Annotated in this window: 21 protein-coding genes; 10 read left to right on the top strand and 11 right to left on the bottom strand. The window is 58.0% G+C overall.

Annotated features, from left to right (window positions below; all coding sequences use genetic code 11):
* Positions 1-133 precede the first annotated feature (133 nt).
* Positions 134-1,534 (bottom strand): asparagine--tRNA ligase, encoded by a 1,401-nt coding sequence (gene asnS, locus ACLH1U_RS15620; RefSeq protein ID WP_017899452.1) that lies wholly within the window; start codon positions 1,532-1,534, stop codon positions 134-136.
* Between the two features lie 165 nt (positions 1,535-1,699).
* Entirely contained in the window at positions 1,700-2,902 is a 1,203-nt protein-coding gene (gene pncB / locus ACLH1U_RS15625; RefSeq protein WP_032428717.1) for a nicotinate phosphoribosyltransferase, read from the bottom strand.
* A gap of 326 nt (positions 2,903-3,228) precedes the next feature.
* On the opposite strand from pncB, the gene pepN reads away from it, so the two are divergent.
* On the top strand, positions 3,229-5,844 hold the full coding sequence (gene pepN, locus ACLH1U_RS15630) for an aminopeptidase N (protein WP_044521934.1): 2,616 nt from the start codon (positions 3,229-3,231) through the stop codon (positions 5,842-5,844).
* Between the two features lie 97 nt (positions 5,845-5,941).
* On the opposite strand, the gene ssuB is transcribed toward pepN, so the two are convergent.
* The 5 genes from ssuB to ssuE are packed head-to-tail and all read right to left on the bottom strand — an operon-like array spanning position 5,942 to position 10,186.
* Complete coding sequence (gene ssuB, locus ACLH1U_RS15635) at positions 5,942-6,715, bottom strand: aliphatic sulfonates ABC transporter ATP-binding protein (RefSeq protein ID WP_102003825.1); 774 nt, start codon at positions 6,713-6,715, stop codon at positions 5,942-5,944.
* The gene (gene ssuC / locus ACLH1U_RS15640; protein ID WP_004201413.1) at positions 6,712-7,503 is read right to left on the bottom strand and encodes an aliphatic sulfonate ABC transporter permease SsuC; all 792 of its coding nucleotides are present in this window, start codon (positions 7,501-7,503) and stop codon (positions 6,712-6,714) included. Before ssuC ends, ssuB begins: the two co-directional genes overlap by 4 nt.
* A gap of 10 nt (positions 7,504-7,513) precedes the next feature.
* Positions 7,514-8,659, bottom strand: a complete 1,146-nt coding sequence (gene ssuD, locus ACLH1U_RS15645) for an FMNH2-dependent alkanesulfonate monooxygenase (RefSeq protein WP_023289041.1) — start codon at positions 8,657-8,659, stop codon at positions 7,514-7,516.
* Positions 8,656-9,618: a sulfonate ABC transporter substrate-binding protein gene (locus ACLH1U_RS15650; protein WP_023289042.1), complete on the bottom strand. Its 963-nt coding sequence runs from the start codon at positions 9,616-9,618 to the stop codon at positions 8,656-8,658. The genes ssuD and ACLH1U_RS15650 overlap by 4 nt, the downstream gene beginning before the upstream one ends.
* Entirely contained in the window at positions 9,611-10,186 is a 576-nt protein-coding gene (ssuE, locus tag ACLH1U_RS15655; protein WP_004201416.1) for an NADPH-dependent FMN reductase, read from the bottom strand. Before ssuE ends, ACLH1U_RS15650 begins: the two co-directional genes overlap by 8 nt.
* Before the next feature lie 248 nt (positions 10,187-10,434).
* On the opposite strand from ssuE, the gene pyrD reads away from it, so the two are divergent.
* Both pyrD and zapC read left to right on the top strand, forming a co-directional pair.
* Positions 10,435-11,445, top strand: a complete 1,011-nt coding sequence (pyrD, locus tag ACLH1U_RS15660; protein ID WP_004201417.1) for a quinone-dependent dihydroorotate dehydrogenase — start codon at positions 10,435-10,437, stop codon at positions 11,443-11,445.
* Positions 11,446-11,614: 169 nt separating this feature from the next.
* Positions 11,615-12,157, top strand: a complete 543-nt coding sequence (gene zapC / locus ACLH1U_RS15665; protein WP_023289043.1) for a cell division protein ZapC — start codon at positions 11,615-11,617, stop codon at positions 12,155-12,157.
* On the opposite strand, the gene ACLH1U_RS15670 is transcribed toward zapC, so the two are convergent.
* Positions 12,154-13,263, bottom strand: coding sequence for a YcbX family protein (locus ACLH1U_RS15670; protein ID WP_017899457.1), 1,110 nt, complete (start codon positions 13,261-13,263; stop codon positions 12,154-12,156). The genes zapC and ACLH1U_RS15670 overlap by 4 nt on opposite strands.
* Positions 13,264-13,362: 99 nt before the next feature.
* On the opposite strand from ACLH1U_RS15670, the gene rlmKL reads away from it, so the two are divergent.
* The 6 genes from rlmKL (at position 13,363) to rmf (ending at position 21,281) form a co-directional block, all read left to right on the top strand.
* Complete coding sequence (rlmKL, locus tag ACLH1U_RS15675; protein ID WP_023289045.1) at positions 13,363-15,468, top strand: bifunctional 23S rRNA (guanine(2069)-N(7))-methyltransferase RlmK/23S rRNA (guanine(2445)-N(2))-methyltransferase RlmL; 2,106 nt, start codon at positions 13,363-13,365, stop codon at positions 15,466-15,468.
* A gap of 12 nt (positions 15,469-15,480) precedes the next feature.
* Positions 15,481-17,388, top strand: a complete 1,908-nt coding sequence (locus tag ACLH1U_RS15680) for an ABC transporter ATP-binding protein (protein WP_023289046.1) — start codon at positions 15,481-15,483, stop codon at positions 17,386-17,388.
* Positions 17,389-17,402: 14 nt separating this feature from the next.
* The gene (pqiA, locus tag ACLH1U_RS15685; protein WP_023289047.1) at positions 17,403-18,671 is read left to right on the top strand and encodes a membrane integrity-associated transporter subunit PqiA; all 1,269 of its coding nucleotides are present in this window, start codon (positions 17,403-17,405) and stop codon (positions 18,669-18,671) included.
* Positions 18,661-20,298: an intermembrane transport protein PqiB gene (gene pqiB, locus ACLH1U_RS15690; protein WP_032455284.1), complete on the top strand. Its 1,638-nt coding sequence runs from the start codon at positions 18,661-18,663 to the stop codon at positions 20,296-20,298. Before pqiA ends, pqiB begins: the two co-directional genes overlap by 11 nt.
* Complete coding sequence (gene pqiC, locus ACLH1U_RS15695; protein WP_032455285.1) at positions 20,298-20,861, top strand: membrane integrity-associated transporter subunit PqiC; 564 nt, start codon at positions 20,298-20,300, stop codon at positions 20,859-20,861. The genes pqiB and pqiC overlap by 1 nt, the downstream gene beginning before the upstream one ends.
* 252 nt (positions 20,862-21,113) lie before the next feature.
* A complete protein-coding gene (gene rmf, locus ACLH1U_RS15700) occupies positions 21,114-21,281 on the top strand; it encodes a ribosome modulation factor (RefSeq protein WP_002898396.1) in 168 nt (55 codons plus the stop codon).
* 68 nt (positions 21,282-21,349) lie between these two features.
* Here the strand turns inward: rmf and fabA are convergent, their stop codons facing one another.
* Both fabA and ACLH1U_RS15710 read right to left on the bottom strand, forming a co-directional pair.
* Entirely contained in the window at positions 21,350-21,868 is a 519-nt protein-coding gene (fabA, locus tag ACLH1U_RS15705; protein ID WP_004201428.1) for a bifunctional 3-hydroxydecanoyl-ACP dehydratase/trans-2-decenoyl-ACP isomerase, read from the bottom strand.
* 69 nt (positions 21,869-21,937) lie between these two features.
* Positions 21,938-23,695, bottom strand: a complete 1,758-nt coding sequence (locus tag ACLH1U_RS15710) for a Lon protease family protein (protein WP_064155426.1) — start codon at positions 23,693-23,695, stop codon at positions 21,938-21,940.
* Between the two features lie 185 nt (positions 23,696-23,880).
* Between ACLH1U_RS15710 and matP the strand changes: the two genes are divergently transcribed.
* Positions 23,881-24,333 (top strand): macrodomain Ter protein MatP, encoded by a 453-nt coding sequence (gene matP / locus ACLH1U_RS15715; RefSeq protein ID WP_002898404.1) that lies wholly within the window; start codon positions 23,881-23,883, stop codon positions 24,331-24,333.
* A gap of 146 nt (positions 24,334-24,479) precedes the next feature.
* Here matP and ompA read toward each other — a convergent pair whose 3' ends face one another.
* Entirely contained in the window at positions 24,480-25,550 is a 1,071-nt protein-coding gene (gene ompA, locus ACLH1U_RS15720) for a porin OmpA (protein ID WP_044521956.1), read from the bottom strand.
* Positions 25,551-25,703 lie beyond the last annotated feature (153 nt).

Here is a 25,703-nt window from a genome sequence, read left to right on the forward strand (position 1 = left end):
ATGCACCGAAACAGTGCGTAACATAAATGTGAATCCGAGGCCTTGATGTTTAAGTTTGTTGAATTTTGATAACAGTAATTGACATAAAAAAAGGCCAGCTTGCGCTGGCCTTTCAGGTTTATGTCAGAAAAATTTAGAATGTCGCGTTGCGCGGGGTCCGCGGGAACGGGATGACATCGCGGACGTTCTGCACGCCGGTCACGTAGGCAATCAGACGCTCGAAGCCCAGGCCAAAGCCGGAGTGTGGAACGGTGCCGTAGCGGCGCAGGTCGCGATACCACCAGTAGTCTTCTTTATTCAGACCCATCTCGGCCATACGCGCGTCGAGCACGTCGAGGCGCTCTTCACGTTGGGAACCGCCGATGATCTCGCCAATACCCGGCGCCAGGACGTCCATTGCCGCGACGGTTTTACCGTCTTCGTTAAGGCGCATGTAGAAGGCTTTAATATCTTTCGGATAGTTTTTCACTACCACCGGCGCTTTGAAGTGTTCTTCAGCCAGGTAACGTTCGTGCTCGGAGGAGAGATCCACGCCCCAGTAGACCGGGTTCTCGAACTGCTTGCCGCAGTTTTCCAGAATAGTGACGGCGTCGGTATAATCCACCTGCGCAAAATCAGCGGTGATAAAGCGCTGCAGACGGTCGATAGCGTCTTTATCAACGCGCTCGGCGAAGAACTGCATGTCGTCCGCGCGCTCTTCCAGTACCGCTTTAAAGACGTACTTGAGCATCGCTTCCGCCAGGCCGGCAACATCGTTCAGGTTAGCGAAGGCCACTTCCGGCTCCAGCATCCAGAACTCCGCCAGGTGGCGGCTGGTGTTGGAGTTTTCCGCACGGAAGGTCGGGCCGAAGGTGTAAATCTTCGACAGCGCGCAGGCATAGGTCTCGCCGTTCAGCTGGCCGGAAACGGTCAGGAACGACTCTTTACCGAAGAAGTCTTTGTCGAAATCGACTTTGCCCTGATCGTTACGCGGCAGGTTTTCCAGATCCAGCGTCGACACGCGGAACATTTCGCCGGCGCCTTCGGTATCGGAGGCAGTAATCAGCGGGGTGGAGACCCAGAAGAAGCCCTGCTCATCAAAGAAGCGATGCAGCGCCTGCGCCAGGGTGTGACGCACGCGGGCAACCGCGCCGATCAGGTTGGTGCGCGGACGCAGGTGGGCCACTTCACGCAGATACTCGATGCTGTGACGCTTGGCCGCCATCGGGTAGGTGTCCGGATCTTCCACCCAGCCGGTCACTTCCACGTTGGTCGCCTGGATCTCAAAGCTTTGACCCTGGCCCTGGGAAGCCACGACTTTACCGGTGACAATCACCGAGCAACCGGTGGTCAGACGCAGCACTTCCTGATTGTAATTGGGCAGAGAATTATTAATAACGGCCTGTACAGGATCAAAGCAGGAACCGTCATAGACGGCGAGGAATGAAAAGCCAGCTTTTGAATCTCGGCGGGTACGCACCCATCCGCGGACCGTGACTTCGCTGTCAACGGCAACGCGGCCCTGGAGTACGTCGGCTACAGGCACAACGCTCATAATAATCTCTCTATATAGTCCAATAAAAAAGTCTCTTCCCCCTACAGCGGGGGGATATCTATGTTACCTGTCATCTTCCATCAGACAAGTAGATTTCGCATCATAACCGGATAATTCGGCAATAAATAATAAAGAAAAAGGAGCCTGAAAGGCTCCTTAGGGAAATTAGCTTGCCTTTTTAATCGGCGGCAGGTCGAACGCCTCGCGCAGGGCGCGGACGAAGGCCTTATCGTGGCAGATGGTTTTCCCCGGGCTGTCGGAGAGTTTCGCCACCGGCTTGCCGTTACATTCCACCAGCTTAATCACGATATTGAGCGGTTTAACCTGCGGCAGATCGCAGGTTAAACGAGTGCCAATTCCAAAGCTCAGCTTCACCCGCGAGGCGAAGTGGCGATACAGGTCGACGGCTTTCGCCAGGTCGAGATTATCGGAGAAGACCAGCACTTTGCTCAGCGGATCGATGCCCAGCTTCTGGTAATGGGCGATGGCTTTTTCACCCCATTCCACCGGGTCGCCGGAGTCGTGGCGCAAACCCTGATAGCGGGTGGCGAACTCCGGACCGAAATCGCGCAGGAACGCATCCATGGTGATGCAGTCGGTCAGCGCGATGCCCAGCTGGTCAGGATACTCTTCCAGCCAGGCGGCGAGGGCCGCCCGCTGGCTGCTGGCCAGGTTCGGGCTGATCTGCTGGTGGGCCTGGAACCACTCATGGGCCTGGGTGCCCATCGGGGTTAAGTTCAGACGGCGCGCCAGATCGTAGTTGCTGGTGCCGACAAACCAGGGCTCCTGCTGCAGGCGTTGCACAATGGCTTCCTGTACATCGCGTGAAAAACGACGGCGGGTGCCGAAATCCATCAGGCGGAAGGCGCTCATATCGAGGTCAGCGGTCATGGTGGCGAAGTCGCCTAGCTTATGCTCCAGCGCGTTTAGCGCTTGTTCAACGCCCATCTCGGGTGAACGGTAGCGATGGACCAGCTCGCTTATCACCGCCAGCAGGGGGACTTCCCACATGATGGCTTCCCGCCACGGGCCGGTGAGGCGAATGTTCAGCTTGCCGTTGTCATTGGCGACCGTGACCTGGCGCGGGTCATAGCGAAAATCGCGCAGCCAGTCGAGGTAATCCTGGCGAAAAAAGGGAAGGGTGGACAGCCAGCGATATTCATCATCCCGCAGCCTCAGATCGCGCATGGACTCCACCTGCTCGCGGATCGCGTCGGCATAAATGCCGAGCAGGTCGTCTCCACGGCAGCGAAACTCCGCCGCCACATGTACATCGCCGTAGCGGTGGAAGACAGCCTGCTGCATGTGCAGCTTGTAGGCATCCGTATCAAGCAGCGAATGCAGTACAGGAGAAGTGAATTGTGTCATGGTGCGCAGTAGCATCCTCTCACTGGAGCGTTCCATCGAAACCAACGCGGAAAAAGGAGGCGGAGTATACCTTTATTACCCGGCTCTGTCCCGCGATGGAGAGCGATGGCGACGCTGACGGTCATTTGCGAGGCCTAGTTTAATATATTGAACATGGATCACACCATAAGCTTTGCGTCGGGTCGAGGGCAATTCGTGCCACGAGTGTTAACAAAATGTAGCGATTTTCGTGTTTCACGTTGAAAAGATGAAGATTCTGCATAGCGCGATTGACACAACAGGAATAGACTGGGACGACACTTTACCGAAGATGCTAAAGGTTTTTTATGACACAACAGCCCCAAGCCAAATACCGCCACGACTATCGTGCGCCGGAGTATCTGATTAGCGATATCGATTTGACCTTTGACCTGGATGCCGCAAAAACCGTTGTTACGGCCGAGAGCAAGGTCTCCCGCCATGCGGCTGCGTCTGATGTGCCATTGCGCCTGGACGGCGAAGATCTGACCCTGATCGCTCTGCAGGTGAACGGCCAGCCGTGGAGCGACTATAAAGAAGAAAATAATCAGCTGGTGATCGGCGGCCTGCCGGAGCATTTCACCCTGACCATCGTCAATGAGATCAGCCCGGCGGCGAACACCGCGCTGGAAGGCCTGTATCAGTCAGGCGAAGCGCTGTGCACCCAGTGTGAAGCGGAAGGTTTCCGCCATATCACCTGGTACCTGGACCGTCCGGATGTGCTGGCGCGCTTTACCACCAAAATTATCGCCGATAAAGCCAAATATCCGTTCCTGCTCTCCAACGGCAACCGGATGGCGGAAGGGGAACTGGAGAACGGTCGTCACTGGGTACAGTGGCAGGATCCCTTCCCGAAGCCGTGCTACCTGTTTGCGCTGGTGGCCGGTGATTTCGACGTCCTGCGCGACACTTTTACCACCCGCTCCGGGCGTGAAGTGGCGCTGGAATTGTACGTCGACCGCGGTAACCTCGACCGCGCGCCGTGGGCGATGACCTCGCTGAAAAACTCCATGAAATGGGATGAGGAGCGCTTTGGCCTCGAGTACGACCTCGACATCTATATGATTGTCGCCGTCGACTTCTTCAATATGGGAGCGATGGAAAACAAAGGGCTGAACGTCTTTAACTCCAAATATGTCCTGGCCCGCACCGACACTGCCACCGATAAAGACTACCTCGATATCGAGCGGGTGATTGGCCATGAGTATTTCCATAACTGGACCGGCAACCGCGTCACCTGTCGCGACTGGTTCCAGCTCAGCCTGAAAGAGGGGCTGACCGTGTTCCGCGATCAGGAGTTCAGTTCCGACCTCGGCTCGCGGGCGGTGAACCGCATTAACAACGTGCGCACCATGCGCGGGCTGCAGTTTGCCGAAGACGCCAGCCCGATGGCGCACCCGATCCGCCCGGATATGGTTATCGAGATGAATAACTTCTATACCCTGACGGTCTATGAAAAGGGTGCCGAAGTGATCCGCATGCTGCACACGCTGCTGGGTGAAGAAAACTTCCAGAAAGGGATGCAGCTATATTTCGAACGTCATGACGGCAGCGCCGCCACCTGCGACGATTTCGTCCAGGCGATGGAAGATGCTTCTAACGTCGACCTGTCGCACTTCCGCCGCTGGTACAGCCAGTCCGGTACGCCGATTGTCACCGTCCACGACGACTATAACCCGGAAACCGAGCAGTATACGCTGACCATCAGCCAGCGCACGCCGCCGACCGCCGAGCAGGCTGAGAAACAGCCGCTGCATATTCCGTTTGCCATCGAGCTGTACGATAACGAAGGTAAGGTGATCCCCCTGCAGAAGGGCGGTCATCCGCTGCACCCGGTGCTTAATGTGACCCAGGCTGAGCAGACCTTCGTCTTTGATAATGTCTATTTCCAGCCGGTCCCGGCCCTGCTGTGCGAGTTTTCAGCACCGGTGAAACTGGAATACAAGTGGAGCGATCAGCAGCTGACCTTCCTGATGCGCCATGCGCGGAATGATTTCTCGCGCTGGGATGCGGCGCAGAGTCTGCTGGCGACCTACATCAAGCTGAACGTCAACCGTCATCAGCAGGGACAGCCGCTGTCGCTGCCGGTGCACGTGGCGGACGCCTTCCGCGCGATTCTGCTCGACGAGAAGATTGACCCGGCGCTGGCCGCCGAGATCTTAACCCTGCCGTCGGCCAACGAAATCGCCGAGATGTTCGCCATTATCGATCCTATCGCCATCGCCACCGTGCGCGAGGCGCTCACCCGCACCCTGGCGAACGAGCTGGCGGACGAATTCCTCGCGGTATATAACGCCAATAAGCTCGACAGCTACCGGGTGGAGCACGCCGATATCGGTAAGCGAGCCCTGCGCAATACCTGCCTGCGCTATCTGGCGTTCGCAGAGCCGACGCTGGGCGATAAGCTGGTGGCGGCGCAGTATCACCAGGCGGATAACATGACCGACGCGCTGGCCGCGCTGTCGGCGGCGGTTGCCGCTGAGCTGCCGTGCCGCGATGCGCTGATGCAGGAGTATGACGACAAATGGCATCAGGACGGCCTGGTGATGGACAAGTGGTTTATCCTGCAGTCCACCAGTCCGGCGGCCAATGTGGTCGAAACGGTACGCGGTCTGCTGAACCATCGTTCGTTCAGCATGAGCAACCCGAACCGCGTGCGGTCGCTCATCGGCGCTTTCGCCAGCAGCAACCCGGCGGCGTTCCATGCTGAAGACGGTAGCGGCTACCAGTTCCTGGTGGAGATGCTGACCGAGCTTAACCAGCGCAACCCGCAGGTCGCATCGCGACTGATTGAGCCGTTGATTCGTCTGAAGCGTTATGATGAGAAGCGCCAGGCGCTGATGCGCGCCGCGCTGGAGCAGCTGAAGGGGCTGAAGGATCTCTCAGGCGATCTGTACGAGAAAATCAGTAAGGCGCTGGCGTAACGGTGGCAAAATCCCCGGTTGCGCTCTCGCTTACCGGGGCTACAGCGCTGTGCGATTTGGTAGCCCGGCCGAGCGAAGCGCGGGCCGGGGACGTTAGTTAGCCATGACTAAACAAACGCGGTGCGCTCTCGCTCTTGCCGCGTTTCATCACCCGATCCAGCACCTCCGCCTCCAGCTCGGCCAGCTTCGCCGAACCGGTGCGCCGTGGTCGCGGAATATCCACGTTCAAATCGAGACCGATCTTCTTCTCTTCAATCAACAGCACCCGGTCGGCCATCGCCACGGCTTCGCTGACGTCGTGGGTCACCAGCAGGACCGTAAAGCCATGCTCCTGCCACAGGGAGACGATCAGCTCCTGCATCTCCATACGGGTGAGGGCGTCCAGCGCCCCCAGCGGCTCGTCCAGCAGCAGCAGGCGCGGGCGATGGATCAGTGCGCGGGCCAGCGCAACGCGCTGCTTCTGCCCGCCCGACAGCGCCGCCGGCCACTCCTGCGCGCGGCTCTCGAGTCCGACGCTGGCCAACGCCTGCAGGGCGGCGTCGCGCCAGGCGCCTTTTAACCCCAGCCCCACGTTATCAATCACCGTTTTCCACGGCAGCAGGCGCGCATCCTGAAACATCATCCGGGTGTCGTCCTGGATCGCCGCCAGCGGCGTCGCGCCTGCCAGCAGCTCGCCGGCATTCGGCTTTTCCAGGCCCGCCAGCAGGCGCAGCAGGGTGCTTTTGCCGCCGCCGCTGCGGCCCACCACCGCCACAAACTGGCCGCTGGGGATATGCAGATCCAGCTCGTTAAGAATGGTGTTGTCGCCATAGCGTTTAGTCACCCCGTTCAGCAGCAGCGGGATACCTGGGTTCAGACGGGCAGTGTTCATGCGTTAGCCTCCTGAAGATGATACGCCGGGTTCCAGCGCAGCCAGAGCCGCTCCAGCAGCTGGGCGCTGACGTCGGCCAGTTTGCCAAGAATGGCGTAAAGAATGATGGCGACCACCACCACGTCGGTTTGCAGAAATTCACGCGCATTCATCGCCAGGTAGCCGATACCGGCGTTCGCCGAGATGGTTTCGGCGACAATAAGCGTCAGCCACATCAGACCGAGTGCAAAACGCACGCCGACCATAATCGAGGGCAGGGCGCCGGGTAAAATCACGTGACGGAAAAGAGCAAAGCCGGATAAACCATAGCTGCGCGCCATCTCCACCAGCCCACGGTCGATATTGCGGATCCCGTGCCAGGTATTGATATAGATCGGGAACAAGGTGCCCAGCGATACGAGAAAGATCTTGGCGGTCTCATCGATGCCGAACCACAAGATCACCAGTGGGATCAGCGCCAGGTGCGGCACATTGCGCAGCATCTGGATCGACGTGTCCAGCAGGCGCTCGCCCCAGCGTGACAGACCGCTGATCAGGCCGAGCACCAGTCCAATGGAGCCGCCGATGGCGAAGCCGACCAGCGCCCGCCACGAGCTAATGGCCAGATGCTGCCACAGCTCACCGCTGGCCGAGAGCGTCCAGAACGCTTTCAAAACGCCCTCCGGCGAGGGCAGCACCCGCGTCGACAGCCAGCCGACGGACGACGCCAACTGCCAGACAATGACCGTTCCCACCGGAAGCAGCCAGGGGGCGAGGCGTAACAACAGGGGATGGGTTGATTTTGCCATCAGTGCCTCCTCAGCTCTGCGCCACTTTACGCGGGATAAACTCGTTAGCGACGGCTTCCCCCTGCAGACGCAGGTTGTGCGGCTGCGGAACAGACGGCACCGCGACGTCGAGCAGCGGGAACAGCAGCTCGCCGACCCGATACGCCTCTTCCAGATGCGGATAGCCGGAGAAGATAAAGCTATCGATACCCAGCGCGGCGTATTCATTGATCCGTTCGGCAACGGTAGCGGCATCGCCCACCAGCGCGGTCCCGGCGCCGCCGCGCGCTAAACCGACGCCAGCCCACAGGTTGGGGCTGATTTCCAGCTTATCGCGTCGACCATTGTGCAGCGCCGCCATCCGCTGTTGGCCGACGGAGTCGGTTCTGGCGAAGGCCGCCTGGGCGCGGGCGATAGTCTCATCATCCAGATGGGAGATAAGGCTGTCCGCCGCCTGCCAGGCTTCCTCATTGGTTTCCCGCACGATCACGTGCAGGCGGATGCCAAACCGCACCCGGCGACCGTGCCGGGCGGCTTTCTCCCGCACCTGAGCTATCTTCTCTGCCACCTGGGCCGGCGGTTCGCCCCAGGTAAGATAGAGATCGACCTGCTCAGCGGCCAGATCCTGCGCCACCTCAGACGATCCGCCGAAATAGAGCGGCGGACGCGGCTGCTGGAGCGGCGGGAACAGCAGTTTGGCGTCGCGAACGCGCTGGTGCTTGCCGTTAAAGGTGACAGTCTCCCCCTCCATCAGCTTGCGCCAGATATGGGTGAATTCAGCCGAGGCCTCATAGCGCTCGGTGTGGTCGAGGAAGACACCGTCGCCTGCCAGCTCGGCGGGATCGCTGCCGGTGACCAGATTGAACAGCGCCCGGCCGTTCGACAGTCGGTCCAGGGTCGCCGCCTGGCGCGCGGCCACCGTCGGCGACACCACGCTTGGCCTCAGGGCGACAAGAAATTTCAGCCGCTGCGTTACCGGGATCATCGAGGCCGCAACCAGCCAGGCATCTTCACATGAGCGCCCGGTCGGGATCAGTACGCCGGTGAATCCCAGCCGATCCGCCGTCTGCGCGATTTGCTGCAGATAGCCGTAATCGACCGGACGGGCTCCCTCTTCGGTACCCAGATAACGACCATCACCATGGGTCGGTAAAAACCAGAACATATTCAGACTCATGATTTCGCTCCTTGTGCGGCGGCGGGCTGCCAGATGCGGGCCCGGATATCAACTTTTTTCGGCACCAGCTTGTTCTCATAGAACAGGTCGGCCGTCTGCTGCTGGCGAGCGGCGGTTTCAGCGCTCACCGGGGTCACCGAGGTGGGGGGACGATGGTCCAGGTAGCTGGCGATCACCGCTTCCGGTAATCCCATCGTTTTTGCCAGCAGCGTAATGCTTTGCGCACGCTGGCTATGGGTCAGGGCATCGGCCTGGGTAAAGGTATCGAGTACGCCCTCAATAAAGGCGCCATTGCGTTCAGCGTAAGGGCGGGAAGCGAGATAGAAGGATCCCGTCTGTTTCAGGTCGGTTCCGTCGGTCAGTACCCGGGCGCCGCCCTGCAGCAGCGCGGCCGAGTAATACGGATCCCAGATCGCCCAGGCGTCGACATTGCCCTGCTGGAAGGCGGCGCGCGCATCGGCGGGGGCGAGATAGACCGGCTGAATGTCGCTAAACTTCAAACCTGCGAGCTGCAGGGCGCGCAGCAGCAGATTGTGGGAGCTGGAGCCTTTCTGAAAAGCGACCTTTTTCCCTTTTAGCTCAGCAACGTTATGAATCGGGCTGCCCTGCGCCACCAGAATCACTTCCGCTTTGGGCTTTGGCGGTTCCGAACCGATATACACCAGATCGGCGCCGGCCGCCTGCGCAAAGATAGGCGGAATGTCGCCAGTGCTGCCAATATCGATGCTGCCGACGTTCAGCGCCTCCAGCATCTGCGGACCGGCCGGGAATTCAATCCACGAAATATGGGTTTGCGGGTAGCGCTGCTCCAGCAGCTGATGGCTTTTCGCCAGCACCATGCTGACGCTGCCTTTCTGATAGCCGATGCGCAGGGCGTCAGGCGCCGCCGGGGCGGCATGGCCCAGGGCGGAGAACAGCAGCAGCCCGCCGAGGGTCAGAGCGCGGAGAGGATTAAGCATGTTCCACCCCACGCAGAGACGTTAACGACGGGGCGCGGCTGCTGGGGCGATGCAGCGCCTGCCAGAAGGTCTCCAGGGCTTCATCGAGGCGCCGCTGCAGGTTCGGGGTAAACTGCGGCTTGTGCTGGTAATCGGTCACCTGGCTGTCGTCGGCGAAGACGCCATGGAGGATCTCCTGAGCCTTGAGGGCATTCAGCACCGGCTTCAGTGCGTAGTCCACCGCCAGCATGTGGGCGATGGTGCCGCCGGTGGCCAGCGGCAGCACGATTTTGCCCTCCAGCGCCCGTTCAGGAAGCAGGTCGAGCAGCGTTTTCAGGGCGCCGGAAAACGAGGCTTTATACACCGGCGTGGCGATGATCAGTCCGTCAGCCCCGGCCAGCTGCTCATTGAGCGTCTGCAGCGCCGGGTTGTCGAAGCGAGCGTACAGGAGGTCTTCCGGGGCAAAGTTCTGCAGATGCCAGTGGCAGACTTCGATATCGGCGGCGGTGAGCGTCTCTCTGGCGTATTCCAGCAGGGCGCTGGAACGGGAAGGGTAACGCGGGCTGCCCGCAAGCGTAATGACGCGCATCTCTCTCTCCTTATAACTAAATGTTTGCATTTATCTATAATTGATAACATTTGTAGTGAGTGTGACAGAGGGCCATTCTTTCCCTAAATGATTTATCCACCGTTAGATAGCCGAAAAGCGCATAACGGCGCGCGGGGAGGTAATCGTTTGCGCTGATGGGGGATTTTTTGTCGCAGGTCAATTCCCTTTCCGCAACAGATCGCACATAATACGCCCCCGGTTTGCACACCGGGAATCCAGGAGAGTTCATGTACTACCCCTTCGTTCGTAAAGCCCTTTTTCAGCTCGATCCTGAGCGCGCTCATGAAGTTACCTTTCAACAATTACGCCGTGTCACCGGGACGCCGCTGGAAATACTGGTTCGCCAGAAGGTGCCGGCCAGGCCTGTCACCTGCATGGGGCTGACCTTTAAAAACCCGCTGGGTCTGGCGGCCGGGCTGGATAAAAACGGGGAATGCATTGACGCGCTGGGCGCGATGGGTTTTGGATCCATTGAGATCGGCACCGTGACGCCGCGTCCGCAGCCGGGCAACGATAAGCCAAGGATCTTCCGTCTGGTGGATGCCGAGGGGTTGATCAACCGCATGGGCTTTAATAACCATGGCGTCGATAACCTGGTTGAGAACGTGAAGAAGGCGCATTTTGACGGCGTGCTGGGCATCAATATCGGCAAAAATAAAGACACGCCGGTTGAGCACGGGAAAGATGATTACCTGATTTGTATGGAAAAAGTCTATCCCTACGCCGGCTATATCGCCATTAATATCTCCTCGCCGAATACCCCGGGGCTGCGCACGCTGCAATACGGCGAAGCGCTCGATGATTTACTCTCCGGTATTAAAAATAAGCAGCTTGAGCTGCAGCAGAAGCATCAAAAATATGTTCCGGTCGCCGTGAAGATCGCGCCGGATCTTTTGCCTGAGGAATTGATCCAGGTTGCCGATAGCCTCGTGCGTCATAATATTGATGGCGTGATTGCCACCAATACCACCCTCGATCGTTCTCTGGTTCAGGGAATGAAACATTGCGATGAGACCGGCGGACTTAGCGGTCGTCCATTACAATTAAAAAGTACCGAAATTATCCGTATGCTCTCCGCTGAGCTCAATGGCCGCTTGCCTATCATTGGCGTGGGCGGCATTGATTCCGTGATTGCCGCGCGGGAAAAGATGGCCGCCGGAGCATCGCTGGTGCAGATCTATTCCGGATTTATTTTTAAAGGTCCGCCGCTGATTAAAGAAATTGTTACCCACATCTAATCTTTTCCTCCTCTGAATCCCACCCAGGGCTTTATTTCCGGCCCTGGTTGTTTTATATTCCCTCACTGTTGCTTATTTAAACATTTTAGACTTTTCTTAATTTTAGAAAATATTCTGCGGCAAGTCGCAACAACTTTGCAGAGGCGTATGAAAGGGGACAGGGGGAAAAATGCGGATTAAACCTGACGATAACTGGCGTTGGTATTACGATGAAGAGCACGACCGCATGATGCTCGATCTGGCCAATGGCATGTTATTTCGCTCGCGCTTCGCCCGGCGCATGCTGACCCCGGACGCTTTTGCCCCATCGGGATTCTGCGTCGATGACGCCGCGCTCTATTTCTCCTTTGAAGAAAAATGCCGCGATTTCGAGTTGTCGAAAGAGCAGCGGGCGGAATTAGTCCTCAACGCATTAACCGCGATCCGTTTTCTCAAACCGCAGATGCCGAAAAGCTGGCACTTCGTCGCCCATCCCCATCACTGGCAGCCGAGCGGCGGCGACGCGGCCTGCGTCTGGCTGAGCGATACCGGCGAGCAGGTCAATTTGCTGGTGGTGGAGCCGGGCGATAACGCCGCGCTTTGTCTGCTGGCCCAGCCGGGTCTCACGCTTGCCGGCCGCGTTATGCAGCTGGGCGATGTGATTAAAATCATGAACGACAGGCTGCAGCCGGCGCAAAGCGCGGTCAGCTACAGCCTGGGACAGGCGGTTTAAGGCGCCAGGCGCAGGGCCGTTTTCGGCACGCAGCTGCAGGCGAGAATGGTGCCATCTCCGGCGACCGCATTTTTCTTTAACGGACTCACTTCCCCCTCTTCAAGACGGATGCGGCAGCTGCCGCAGATCCCCGCCCGACACGAGTAGGGTACGCGAATGCCCTGTTGCTCCAGTTGTTCCAGCAGCACCTGCTGGTTATTGCCGGTAAATTGTTGACCCTGCCATTCAATGGCAACCGTGGCCTGCTGCTGCGCCTCGGGAGCCGGGGTATCGTCGCTTTCGCCGGCGCCGTAGGCTTTCGCCGGGCCGCGGGCGAGGATTTCCACTTCATCCCCCACCCGGATCACGCCGCTGTTACGGGCTATCAGGTTCTGACCAAAGTCGACATCGCCATTATCCTGCGCGGTGCGGAAGCGCTTTAAGGTTTCCAGCGGCTCTCCGCTGGGATGCTTCTGCCCGCGCTCCGGACTGACGGTGGTAAAAATGCAGCGGCTGCACGGCTTGGCGACGTCAAATACCACCTCGCCGACGCGGATCACTTTCCAGCTGTCTTCATCCCAGGCCGCCGCGCCGGTGACCACGAGATTAGGGCGAAACTGTTCTATGCTTACGCTTGCCGGGCAGCGCTGCTGCAGGTCGCGCAGCGAGGCCTCGTTAGCCAGCAGGTAAGGGTAGCCGTCGGCGAAGGAGAGCGGTACCGCATCGTGGCGCTTCACCCGGCGGGTTAACTGTGGCCCCAGCCAGCGCAGCTGGACATCGCGATTGAAAAAGCCGCTGAGCCACTGATTAACGGCGGCGGGCGCGATAAGGGCGGTAAAATGGTTGCCCCAGACTTCTGTCGGCTCGGCCTGAGGGGCGAAATCGTTAAAACGCACCACGGCGCTGCTGCCGTCCGGTGCGGTCAGGTGAAGGCCATCATGCAGCGGCGCCGGAATAAATTTCACCATTTGCGGAAACTGACGGGCGGTAATAAAGGTGCCGTCGGTTTCGGTGACCATAAACAGGCGATCGAAGGCCAGGCCGCTGATATCGGCAAAGGCGTGGGTCAGGCCCATGCCGCGCATGGATTTAACGGGATGAATAAAAAGACGCGAGAGCGTTACCATACGCTGCCTCCGGGTTCCAAAAATAAGCCTATAACTTTATGACATAGGGCACATATTGGCTATAATGCGCACCAATTTTCTTTAAGTAAAAGTGACGATATGAATTCTCTGTTTGCCAGTACGGCTCGTGGGCTGGAAGAGCTGTTAAAAACTGAACTGGAAGGGCTTGGCGCGACGGACTGCCAGGTAGTCCAGGGCGGGGTCCATTTTCAGGGGGATACGCGCCTGCTGTATCAAAGCCTGATGTGGAGCCGGCTGGCTTCGCGCATCATGCTGCCGCTGGGCGAGTGTCGCGTATACAGCGATCTGGATCTGTACCTCGGCGTACAGGCCATTCCGTGGACGGAGATGTTCAACCCTGGCGCCACCTTCGCGGTGCATTTTAGCGGTCTCAATGAGGAGATCCGCAACAGCCAGTACGGTGCGCTGAAGGTCAAAGACGCCATTGTCGACAGCTTCACCCGTAAGAACCTGCCGCGCCCGAACGTCGATCGTGAGTCGCCCGATCTGCGGATCAACGTCTGGCTGAACAAAGAGACGGCGCACATCTCGCTGGATCTGAGCGGCGAAGGCCTGCACCTGCGCGGCTACCGCGATGGCACCGGTATGGCGCCGATCAAAGAAAACCTCGCGGCGGCGATCGTGATGCGTTCCGGCTGGGTGCCGGGCACCCCGCTCCTCGATCCGATGTGCGGCTCCGGTACCCTGCTGATTGAGGCGGCGATGCTGGCGACCGACCGCGCGCCGGGCCTGCACCGCGGCCACTGGGGCTTTGGCGGCTGGGCGCAGCACGACGACGCCATCTGGAAAGAAGTGAAAGCGGAAGCGCAAACGCGCGCCCGTCAGGGGCTGGCGGCATATGGGTCACGCTTCTATGGCTCCGATGTCGACGAACGCGTCATTGACCGCGCCCGTCGCAACGCCCGTCGGGCCGGCATCGGCGAGCTGATCGATTTTGAAGTCAAAGACGTCGCCCAGCTGAATAATCCGCTACCGAAAGGCCCGTACGGCACCGTGATCAGCAACCCGCCGTACGGCGAGCGTCTGGAAAGCGAGCCGGCGCTGATCGCCCTGCACAGCCTGCTGGGCCGGATCATGAAAAGTCAGTTTGGCGGCTGGAACCTGTCGGTGTTCAGCGCCTCGCCGGAGCTGTTAAGCTGCCTGCAGCTGCGCGCCGACAAACAGTTTAAAGCCAAGAACGGCCCGCTGGACTGCGTACAGAAGAATTATCACCTGGCGGAGAGCGAAGGCGGCAAGCCGGCGATGCTGGCGGAAGATTTTGCTAACCGTCTGCGTAAGAACCTGAAGAAGTTTGAAAAATGGGCCCGTCAGGAAGGCATTGAATGCTATCGCCTGTACGATGCTGACCTGCCGGAATACAACGTGGCCATCGACCGCTACGCCGACTGGGTGGTGGTCCAGGAATATGCCCCGCCGAAAACCGTCGATGCGCACAAAGCGCGCCAGCGCCTGTTCGATATTATCGCCGCGACCATCGCCGTACTGGACATGGCGCCTAACAAGCTGGTGCTGAAGACCCGCGAGCGGCAGAAGGGGAAAAACCAGTACCAGAAGATGGCGGAGAAGGGCGACTTTATCGAGGTGCAGGAGTACAACGCGCGCCTGTGGGTCAACCTCACCGACTACCTGGATACCGGTCTGTTCCTCGACCACCGTATCGCCCGCCGTATGCTCGGCCAGATGAGCAAAGGCAAGGACTTCCTGAATCTGTTCTCCTATACCGGCAGCGCCAGCGTCCACGCCGGTCTCGGCGGCGCGCGCTCCACCACCACGGTCGATATGTCGCGCACCTATCTGGAGTGGGCGGAACGCAACCTGCGTCTCAATGGCCTGACCGGCCGCGCGCATCGCCTGATGCAGGCGGACGTGCTGGGCTGGCTGCGGGAGAGCACCGAGCAGTTCGATCTGATCTTTATCGATCCGCCGACCTTCTCCAACTCCAAACGAATGGAAGATGCTTTCGACGTCCAGCGCGATCACATTCGCCTGATGACCGATCTGAAACGTCTGCTGCGTAAAGGCGGCACCATTATGTTCTCGAATAACAAACGCGGTTTCCGTATGGATCATGACGGGCTGGCGGCGCTTGGCCTGAAGGCGCAAGAAATTTCGCAAAAAACGCTGTCGCAGGATTTTGCCCGCAACCGTCAGATCCACAACTGCTGGCTGATTACCGCAGCCTGAAAGGAATAAAGAATGTCACTGATTAGTATGCACGGCGCCTGGCTTTCCTTCAGCGATGCGCCGCTGCTGGATAATGCCGAGCTGCATATCGAAGATAACGAACGCGTCTGCCTCGTCGGACGCAACGGCGCCGGTAAATCGACCCTGATGAAGATCCTCAACCGCGAGCAGGGGCTGGATGACGGGCGCATTATTTATGAACAGGATCTGATTGTGGCGCGTCTGCAGCAGGATCCGCCGCGCAATGTCGCCGGTACAGTGTACGATTTTGTCGCGGAAGGCATCGCCGAGCAGGCGGCCTACCTGAAGGCCTATCATGACGTGTCGCATCAGGTCATGACCGATCCGAGCGACAAAAATTTAAATGAACTGGCGCGCCTGCAGGAGCAGCTCGATAACCTGGGGCTGTGGCAGCTGGACAGCCGCATTAATGAAGTGATTGAGCAGCTTGGTCTCGACGCCAACGCGCAGCTGGCATCCCTGTCCGGCGGCTGGCTGCGTAAAGCGGCGCTGGGCCGCGCGCTGGTCAGCGGGCCGCGCGTGCTGCTGCTCGATGAACCCACCAACCACCTGGATATCGAAACCATCGACTGGCTGGAAGGGTTCCTCAAAACCTTTAAAGGCACCATTATCTTTATTTCGCACGACCGCTCCTTTATCCGCAATATGGCGACGCGCATCGTCGACCTCGATCGCGGCAAGCTGGTGACCTACCCGGGCGATTACGATCAGTATCTGCTGGATAAAGAGGAAGCCCTGCGGGTTGAAGAGCTGCAGAATGCGGAATTCGACCGCAAGCTGGCCCAGGAAGAGGTATGGATCCGCCAGGGGATCAAAGCGCGCCGCACGCGTAACGAAGGCCGCGTTCGCGCCCTGAAGGCGATGCGTCGCGAGCGCGGGGAGCGCCGGGAAGTGATGGGCAGCGCCAGAATGCAGGTTGAAGAGGCTTCGCGCTCCGGCAAAATCGTGTTCGAAATGGAGAACGTCAACTACCAGGTTGATGGCAAAGTGCTGGTGAAAGATTTCTCCGCGCAGATCCAGCGCGGCGACAAGATTGCCCTGATTGGCCCCAACGGCTGCGGGAAAACCACGCTGCTGAAGCTGATGCTTGGCCAGCTGCAGGCCGACAGCGGGCGGATCCACGTCGGCACTAAACTGGAAGTCGCCTACTTCGACCAGCACCGCGCAGAGCTGGATCCGGATCGGACGGTGATGGATAACCTCGCGGAAGGTAAGCAAGAGGTGATGGTTAACGGTAAGCCGCGCCATGTGCTGGGCTACCTGCAGGACTTCCTGTTCCATCCCAAACGGGCGATGACCCCGGTGCGCGCGCTCTCCGGCGGGGAACGTAACCGCCTGCTGCTGGCGCGTCTGTTCCTGAAACCCAGCAACTTATTGATTCTCGATGAACCGACAAACGACCTGGATGTCGAAACGCTGGAGCTGCTGGAAGAGCTGATCGATGGCTATCAGGGCACCGTGATGCTGGTAAGCCACGATCGTCAGTTCGTGGATAACACCGTAACCGAATGCTGGATCTTCGAAGGCGGCGGTCGCATCGGCCAGTACATCGGCGGCTATCACGATGCCCGCGGCCAGCAGGCCCAGTCGTTGGCGCAGAAGCAGCCGGCAGCGAAAAAAACGATGGAAGTCGCTCAGCCAAAAGCAGAAACTGTCAAACGCGGTGGGAACAAACTAAGCTATAACCTGCAGCGCGAGCTGGAACAGCTGCCGCAGAAGCTGGAAGCTCTCGAGGCCGAACTGCAGACGCTGCAGGAACAGGTTGCCGATCCCGACTTCTTTGGACAACCGCACGATCGCACGCAGCAGGTGCTGGCAAAGCTGGCCGAAGCGGAACAGGCGCTGGAAGCAGCCTTTGAACGCTGGGAATATCTCGAAGGATTAAAGAACGGCGCCTGAGCCGAGGAGTTGTCATGTGCGATCATCATCATGCTGCGCGACATATTTTATGTCCCCAATGTGATTTGCTGGTGGCTTTGCCGCAGCTGGAGCATCGCCAGAAAGCCGCTTGCCCGCGCTGCGGTACAACGTTAACCACCACATGGGACGCGCCTCGCCAGCGTCCCACGGCTTACGCGTTGGTCGCGCTGTTTATGCTGCTGTTGGCCAACCTGTTTCCATTTATCTACATGAAAGTGGGCGGGATCAGCAGCGAAATAGAGCTGTTGGAAATTCCCAATGTGTTATTTACCGAGGATTACGCCAGCCTCGGCACCTTCTTTTTACTCTTTGTGCAACTGGTACCGGCCTTTTGCCTGGTCACCATTCTACTGTTGGTCAATCGGGTCAGGATGCCCGCTGGCCTGAAAGCGTTTCTGGCGCGAATTCTGTTTCACCTGAAGACGTGGGGAATGGCGGAGATCTTTCTTGCCGGCGTGCTGGTGAGCTTCGTTAAGCTGATGGCCTATGGCGATATCGGTATCGGTCTGAGCTTTGTTCCGTGGTGCATGTTTTGTCTGCTGCAGTTACGCACTTTCCAGTGCGTCGACCGCCGCTGGCTGTGGGATGATATTGCCCCCATGCCAGCCATTAGCCAACCGCTGAAGGTCGGAGTGGCCGGCATCCGCCAGGGGCTGCGCTCCTGCGCCTGCTGCACGGCGGTGTTACCCGTCGACCAGACGGTCTGCCCGCGCTGTCATAGTAAAGGAACGGCGCGGCGTAAAAACAGCCTGCAGTGGACGCTGGCCCTGCTGGTGACCTCATTTATCCTCTATCTCCCCGCCAATATTATGCCGATCATGATCACCGATCTGCTGGGCGATAAAATGCCGTCAACCATCATGGCCGGGGTAATTTTACTGTGGAGCGAGGGGTCTTATCCGGTGGCGCTGGTGATTTTTATTGCCAGTATTATGGTGCCGACGCTAAAGATGATCGCTATCGCCTGGCTGTGCTGGAATGCCAATGGCAACGGTGCGCGCGATTCGGAACGCATGCATCTGATCTATGAAGTGGTGGAATTTGTTGGCCGCTGGTCAATGATTGATGTTTTTGTCATCGCCGTACTCTCTGCGCTGGTGCGCATGGGAGGGTTGATGAATATCTATCCCGCCATCGGCGCGGTTATGTTTGCGCTGGTGGTGGTGATGACCATGTTTTCAGCCATGACGTTTGATCCCCGTTTACTGTGGGATCGTGAGCCAGATTCAAGCCATGAGGAAAGACAACAACATGGAAAATAAGAGCGGAGAAGCGAAAGTGCAGAAGGTGAAGAACTGGTCACCGGTGTGGATCTTCCCTATCGTCACTGCGCTGATCGGGGCGTGGATCCTGTTTTATCATTACAGCCATCAGGGACCTGAGGTCACGCTGATCACCACGAATGCGGAGGGGATTGAAGGGGGAAAAACCCGTATCAAGAGCCGTAGCGTGGACGTTGGGGTGGTGGAGAGCGCCACGCTGACCGACGATTTAACCCACGTGGAAATCAAAGCCCGCCTCAATTCCGGGATGCAGAAATTACTGCACAACGATTCCGTCTTCTGGGTGGTGAAACCGCAGGTAGGGCGCGAGGGGATCAGTGGCCTGGGAACATTATTGTCCGGGGCCTATATTGAACTGCAGCCGGGGTCGAAAGGTACGGTGCCGGAGCAGTATCCGCTGCTTGATTCTCCGCCGCTGGCCTCGCCGGACGCCAAGGGGATCCGTATTCTGCTGGAGAGCAGCAAGGCGGGCCAGCTGTCGCCGGGCGATCCGGTACTGTTCCGCGGCTATCGCGTGGGGTCGGTGGAAACCAGCACCTTCGACACCCAGAAACGTCGTATCACTTATCAGTTGTTCATCAATGCGCCCAATGACCGCCTGGTGACCACCAATGTCCGCTTCTGGAAGGACAGTGGGATCGCTGTCGATTTGACCTCGGCGGGGATGCGCGTCGAGATGGGCTCGCTGTCGACGCTGTTTGGCGGCGGCGTGAGCTTCGATATTCCGGAAGGACTGGATCTCGGCGAGCCGGTGGCGAATAAAACGGAATACCATCTGTTTGACGATCAGAAGAGCATCCAGGATTCGGTCTTTACCGAACATATTGACTATGTGATGTTCTTCAAAGACTCAGTTCGCGGCCTGCAGCCCGGCGCGCCGGTGGAGTTCCGCGGCATCCGTCTGGGAACCGTCGGCAAAGTGCCATTCTTCATCCCCGGTCTGAAGCAGCGTTTGAACGACGACTATCGCATTCCGGTGGAAGTGCGGGTTGAACCGCAACGTCTGATTAACCAGCTGGGCGGCGATCCGAATATTCGCGCCCACATTGACGATCTGATCAACCGCGGACTGCGTGGCTCGCTGAAAACCGGCAATCTGGTGACCGGCGCGCTGTATATCGATCTCGACTTCTATCCGAAGGCGCCGCCGCGCGGGAAAATGCAGGAGTTTAACGGCTATCCGATTATCCCGACCATCAGCGGTGGTCTGGCGCAGATCCAGCAGCGTCTGATGGATGCGCTGGATAAGATTAATAACCTGCCGCTCAATCCGTTGCTGGAGCAGGCGACGAGCACCCTGGCGCAGAGCGAGAAGACCATGCAGCACGTGCAGACCACGCTGGATAGTCTGAATAAGATCACCTCCAGCCAGTCGATGCAGCAGTTGCCTGCCGATATGCAGACGACGCTGCGCGAGCTGAACCGCAGCATGCAGGGCTTCCAGCCGGGCTCCGCGGCCTACAATAAGATGGTGGCCGATATGCAGCGTCTGGATCAGGTGCTGCGCGAGCTGCAGCCGGTCCTGAAAACGCTCAATGATAAGAGCAATGCGCTGGTATTTGAGGCGAAGGATAAAAAAGACCCACAGCCGAAGGGAGCGAAATAATGAAAAAATGGTTACTCGCGGCAACCGTATGCGTGCTGACGGCATGCAGTAGCGGCGGCGAAAGCAAAACGTATTACCAGCTGCCGGTGGCGCAGGGCGGCGCACAGCGCGCCGCCAGCCAGGGGGCACGTCTGCTGTGGGTTGAGCAGGTCAGCATCCCGGATTATCTGGCGGGTAACGGGGTGGTCTACCAGACCACCGACGTACAGTATGTGATCGCCAATAATAATCTGTGGGCCAGCCCGCTGGACCAGCAGCTACGCACCACGCTGGTGGCGAACCTGAGCCAACAGCTGCCGGGCTGGGTAGTGTCATCCCAGCCGCTGGGTAGCGAACAGGATACGCTCAACGTCGCGGTCAACGGCTTTCACGGACGCTACGACGGGCGGGTTATCGTCAGCGGTGAGTGGCTGCTGAAGCATCAGGGGCAGCTGATCAAGCGCCCGTTTAACATCGTGCTTAAGCAGGATCAGGATGGATATGATGCGATGGTCAAGACCCTGGCGCAGGCGTGGAGCCAGGAGGCGGCAGCCATTGCCAGCGAGCTTAACCGTCTGCCATAAGTAAAATTCATCACGCTGATCTGCCGCGCGGTTCATCTGAGCCGCGCGGCTTTTTTTTGTCAGGTCAGTTCGTTACCGGCCGGTGTGCCAGGTGAACAAAAAATGAACTCTTATATAGGTCACAAATATGACAATGGCGTGAATTTTGCGCATTGACGTCGCCTTCATTTCGCGGTATTCGTAACCCGTGGCTGCACAATTTGCGACCACTGTTTTCTTTTCCACCAGATCAAAGAATGAGGGAAACGAGGCATGAAGAGACAAAAACGAGATCGCCTGGAACGGGCACATCAACGCGGATATCAGGCGGGTATCGCAGGAAGATCGAAAGAAATGTGTCCATACCAGAGCTTGAATCAACGCTCATGGTGGCTGGGAGGCTGGCGAGAAGCCATGGAGGACAGGGTACTAACGGCCTGACACTGTCTCTTTAAAAAAGAAGCCTCCGCATAGCGGGGGCTTCGCCTTTTAATCGCTGCTGAACGTTATCAGAAAGCGGAAGTATCCTGGAACAGACCCACTTTCAGATCGCTTGCGGTGTAGATCAGACGATCGTCAACCAGCACTTCTCCATCCGCAAGGCCCATAATCAGACGACGGTTAACGATGCGCTTGAAGTGGATGCGGTAGGTCACTTTTTTCGCGGTCGGCAGAACCTGTCCCGTGAATTTCACTTCGCCAACGCCCAGCGCACGGCCTTTGCCTTCGCCGCCGAGCCAGCCGAGATAGAAACCTACCAGCTGCCACATGGCATCCAGGCCCAGGCAGCCCGGCATCACCGGATCGCCGATAAAGTGGCAACCGAAGAACCACAGGTCCGGGTTGATGTCGAGTTCGGCCTCAACATAACCTTTGTCGTAGTTACCACCGGTTTCGGTCATTTTGATGACGCGGTCCATCATCAGCATGTTTGGCGCCGGCAACTGCGGGCCTTTCGCGCCGAACAGTTCACCACGACCAGAGGCAAGAAGATCTTCTTTTGTATAGGATTCGCGTTTATCTACCATGTTTTCAGTAAGCCTTATTTTAAGTTCGGGACGCAGGATAGCTAACACGTGTAAGCTGAACAAGTCCGATCAGTTAGAACTTGTCCCACCTAACCAGCGTAGCGGCCACGGAAAACGATGGCGAGTCTCCTGCTGGGTCGCCTGCGCTATCCGCTCCTGAATGGTTTGTCGCAGCGTCTGTCCTTCACCGTCCCACATCAGCTGGGTCAACATCGGCAGCGCTTCGGTAATATCGTCTATTGCCCAGATAGCAAACTGATTGTCGGCAACGGCCTGACGCAGCTCGTGGGTCAGACTAAGGTGGCGAACGTTGGCGGCAGGGATAATCACGCCCTGTTTTCCGGTGAGACCGCGCTGCTGACAGATTGTGAAGAAACCTTCAATTTTTTCATTCAGTCCGCCGACCGGCTGCACACGACCAAACTGGTCGACGGAGCCGGTGATCGCGATGCTCTGATTAATCGGCACGTTGGCCAGCGCGCTGATTAAGGCGCAGAGTTCCGCCATGGAGGCGCTGTCGCCATCCACTTCACTGTAGGACTGTTCAAAGGTCAGCGAAGCGGAGAAGGGGAGTTGTTGCTCCAGCTCCAGCTCGGACATCAGAAAAGCCTGCATGATCATCATGCCTTTCGCATGGATGTTGCCGCCCAGCTCGGCTTTGCGTTCGACGTCGATAAACTCGCCGTCGCCAATGTGCACGACGCAGCTGATGCGCGAAGGTTCGCCGAAGGCGCGTGGATGACCGGGGAATTCAATGACCGAGAGGGCGTTGATCTGCCCGACGCATTCGCCTTCGGTTTCAATCAGGATCTGTTCCTGCAGGATTTCATCCTGCATACGCTCCGCCAGGTAGCCTTCACGCCACTCCCGGCGCGCCAGCATCGTCTGCATCGCTTCGCCGGTAATCTCTTCGCCTTCGCAGAAGGCGGCAGACTCACGCAGCTGGCGGGCTATCCATAGCGGGCTGAGCGGCAGGGTCTCCTGGTCGCCGGTGTAGCGCGTCCCTTCATCGATCAGCAGTGGCCAGGCATCGCTCGCCGGGCCCGGTAGCTCCAGCTGCTGCGCATTCTGCCATACCCACTGGCACCAGGCCTTCAGCGTATCGGCGTCCGCAAACTGCAGGGTGTCTTCATACTCGCTATAGATAGCCTGGGCAGAGAGCTCTGGCTCCATTTCCTGGAAATCGGCCAGCGATTCGCGTTCGCCCACCAGCATGACTTTCAGGCTCAGCGGCATGGAAGGGATGCTGACCGGCAGCGGCCGTGATTCATCAATGGAGAGCCAGTCAAAGCGCTGACGGGTCACCATATTTTTCAGGCGCATCCACAGCAGCGGTTGCGCCAGTAATGCGCGTAGTGAGAGCACCAGCACGCCGCCGTTGGCCTGATGGACCAGGCCTGGCTGGAGTGTGATTTCACCGTTAAACTGGCGTACGCAGCCAAACAGCTGTTCCGCCTCCAGCCAATCGGCCGCCACGACCGGAGCGGTACTGGCAAAATTATCTTCAGCGCGTTGCGCCGGCGTGAGCGTCACGTGAGGGCCGTTAACCTCATAGCGAACTCCGTGAAGCGGTGCGGCAGGCTCGTGCAGCGTGCGAGTTTCAGCCGCCAGCCATTGCAGATATTCCGGCTCCTCAGGGGCTTTCACCAACATGAAGGAGGAGACTGCCGGGGTGTACAGCAGCTGCTCAAGCGCATAGAACAACCGCGGCTGCAGATCGCCCGAGAGGGAGGGGGCCGGATGAGAGAGTTCAGCTTGAGCAAACAGCGCCTGGTAAGGTTCCAGATCAGGCGCAAGGTCGGTTCGGGTCAGTTTCGTAATGGTCAAAGTCGCTGTTTTTTAGTTAGATGTAAAGCGCGCAATTATACCTGATGCCGCGTCTGAGCACACGGAGGATTATGGCTACCCCGATGATTACCCGGCCATCCACATCACGAATAATGATTTATATTCAGCACATCAGGAAAAAACTGATATCCTGAAATGAGTTACACGGTCACATTGAGATCGCAATGAAATATCAACAACTGGAAAATCTTGAAAGCGGCTGGAAATGGAAATATCTGGTAAAGAAGCACCGGGAAGGTGAGCTGATTACCCGCTACATTGAGGCCAGCGCTGCGCAAGCTGCGGTAGATGACTTGCTGACGCTCGAGAATGAACCTGTGCTGGTGCATGCCTGGATTGAGCAGCATATGAATCCGGCGCTGATGAACCGCATGAAACAGACCATCCGTGCGCGACGGAAACGCCATTTTAACGCCGAGCATCAGCATACGCGTAAGAAGTCGATCGACCTTGAGTTTGTCGTCTGGCAGCGCCTTGCCGGTCTGGCGCAGAGGCGAGGGAAAACCTTGTCTGAAACCATCGTCCAGCTGATTGAGGATGCTGAGCATAAAGAGAAGTATGCCAGCAAAATGTCGAGCCTGAAGCACGATCTGCAGGTACTGTTAGGTAAGGAGTAGCGGGCTGCCCGTTCAGTGGTGACTAAGGCGCAGGTCGCGCCACACAGGCTACCATCCGCCTCTTACGGCCTTCAGCTTTTAGCCGCTAAAGCGAGCGAGAAGACATAAAAAAACCCGCCGAAGCGGGTTTTTTCATCAGTTATAACTTAAGCCGCAGGCTGAGTTACAACTTCTTTGTAGCCTTTAACTTCGATCTCTACACGACGATCCGGAGCCAGGCAGTCGATCAGGGCAGCGCGAGCTTTCACGTTGTCACAGGTGTTGCCAGTAACCGGGTTGGATTCACCCATGCCGCGAGCGGAGATTTTGCCAGCCGGGATGCCTTTAGCAACCAGGTAGTCAACAACGGACTGAGCACGTTTCTCAGACAGCTGCTGGTTGTAAGCTTCGGAACCGATGCGGTCGGTGTAGCCCAGAACAACAGCGGAACCGTCTTTCGGATCCATGTTGCTCAGCTGGGTGTACAGCTGATCCAGAGCCTGCTGACCTTCCGGTTTCAGGGTTGCTTTGTTGAAGTTGAACAGTACGTCAGACTTCAGGGTGAAGTGCTTGGTCGCCACTTCCGGAGCCGGAGCCGGAGCCGGAGCTACAACCGGTGCAGCATCTTCCTGACCGAAACGGTAGGAAACGCCCAGGCTCAGCATGCCGTTATCAGGACGGGTACCCACAGTGCCCGCGTCGCCGATGTTGTTAACCCACTGGTATTCCAGACGGGTAGCGATGTCACGAGTAACAGCCCACTCTACGCCACCAGCAAATACTGGGGAAACGCCAGTGTCGTGTTCGCTACGGGAAACGCCGGTAGAAGCGTAGTTGCCTTTGGAGTCAGCGCGCCAAACCATGCCGCCCAGACGGGTGTAGATGTCCAGATCGTCAGTGATCGGGTAACCCAGTTTAGCGGTCAGCTGAACGCCCTGAGCTTTGAAAGCACCGTTGTCAACGCTGCCTTTATATGCCATACGGCCCAGCCAGTCGTAACCCATTTCGAAACCGAGGTACGGGTTAACCTGGTAACCACCGAACGCACCAGCACCGAGCTGATCGTTACGGGTCGGACCATTGTTGCCCTGGAAACCGTTACCGTAGAAACCGGTGTCGTGATACTGGGACCAACCCAGTTTACCACCTGCATACCAGGTGTTATCTTTCGGAGCGGCCTGCGCTACGGTAGCGAAGCCAGCCAGTGCCACTGCAATCGCGATAGCTGTCTTTTTCATTTTTTGCGCCTCATTATCATCCAAAATTCGCCATGAAGTTACAAAAGACCTCACGGTTAAATCCTTCACCGGGGGCGTGACTTGTTGTTAACTATGCTGATACATGCAGCGTAAGCCGATCACCCCTGGCGATGTAAAGTCTACAACTTAGTT

Source organism: Klebsiella sp. 1SOBk5mer, from assembly GCF_046603115.1.
Classification (GTDB): Bacteria; Pseudomonadota; Gammaproteobacteria; order Enterobacterales; family Enterobacteriaceae; genus Klebsiella; species Klebsiella quasipneumoniae.

Bases quoted from the DNA above. Each gene is read 5' to 3' on its own strand.
- pncB (WP_032428717.1), bottom strand. From the start codon at position 2,902: ATGACACAATTCACTTCTCCTGTACTGCATTCGCTGCTTGATACGGAT.
- pqiB (WP_032455284.1), top strand. From the start codon at position 18,661: ATGGAAAATAAGAGCGGAGAAGCGAAAGTGCAGAAGGTGAAGAACTGG.
- pepN (WP_044521934.1), top strand. From the start codon at position 3,229: ATGACACAACAGCCCCAAGCCAAATACCGCCACGACTATCGTGCGCCG.
- ACLH1U_RS15650 (WP_023289042.1), bottom strand. From the start codon at position 9,618: ATGCTTAATCCTCTCCGCGCTCTGACCCTCGGCGGGCTGCTGCTGTTC.
- ssuE (WP_004201416.1), bottom strand. From the start codon at position 10,186: ATGCGCGTCATTACGCTTGCGGGCAGCCCGCGTTACCCTTCCCGTTCC.
- matP (WP_002898404.1), top strand. From the start codon at position 23,881: ATGAAATATCAACAACTGGAAAATCTTGAAAGCGGCTGGAAATGGAAA.
- rlmKL (WP_023289045.1), top strand. From the start codon at position 13,363: ATGAATTCTCTGTTTGCCAGTACGGCTCGTGGGCTGGAAGAGCTGTTA.
- ssuC (WP_004201413.1), bottom strand. From the start codon at position 7,503: ATGGCAAAATCAACCCATCCCCTGTTGTTACGCCTCGCCCCCTGGCTG.
- ssuB (WP_102003825.1), bottom strand. From the start codon at position 6,715: ATGAACACTGCCCGTCTGAACCCAGGTATCCCGCTGCTGCTGAACGGG.
- ACLH1U_RS15670 (WP_017899457.1), bottom strand. From the start codon at position 13,263: ATGGTAACGCTCTCGCGTCTTTTTATTCATCCCGTTAAATCCATGCGC.
- zapC (WP_023289043.1), top strand. From the start codon at position 11,615: ATGCGGATTAAACCTGACGATAACTGGCGTTGGTATTACGATGAAGAG.
- ACLH1U_RS15680 (WP_023289046.1), top strand. From the start codon at position 15,481: ATGTCACTGATTAGTATGCACGGCGCCTGGCTTTCCTTCAGCGATGCG.
- ompA (WP_044521956.1), bottom strand. From the start codon at position 25,550: ATGAAAAAGACAGCTATCGCGATTGCAGTGGCACTGGCTGGCTTCGCT.
- pqiA (WP_023289047.1), top strand. From the start codon at position 17,403: ATGTGCGATCATCATCATGCTGCGCGACATATTTTATGTCCCCAATGT.
- ssuD (WP_023289041.1), bottom strand. From the start codon at position 8,659: ATGAGTCTGAATATGTTCTGGTTTTTACCGACCCATGGTGATGGTCGT.
- rmf (WP_002898396.1), top strand. From the start codon at position 21,114: ATGAAGAGACAAAAACGAGATCGCCTGGAACGGGCACATCAACGCGGA.
- asnS (WP_017899452.1), bottom strand. From the start codon at position 1,534: ATGAGCGTTGTGCCTGTAGCCGACGTACTCCAGGGCCGCGTTGCCGTT.
- fabA (WP_004201428.1), bottom strand. From the start codon at position 21,868: ATGGTAGATAAACGCGAATCCTATACAAAAGAAGATCTTCTTGCCTCT.
- pqiC (WP_032455285.1), top strand. From the start codon at position 20,298: ATGAAAAAATGGTTACTCGCGGCAACCGTATGCGTGCTGACGGCATGC.
- pyrD (WP_004201417.1), top strand. From the start codon at position 10,435: ATGTACTACCCCTTCGTTCGTAAAGCCCTTTTTCAGCTCGATCCTGAG.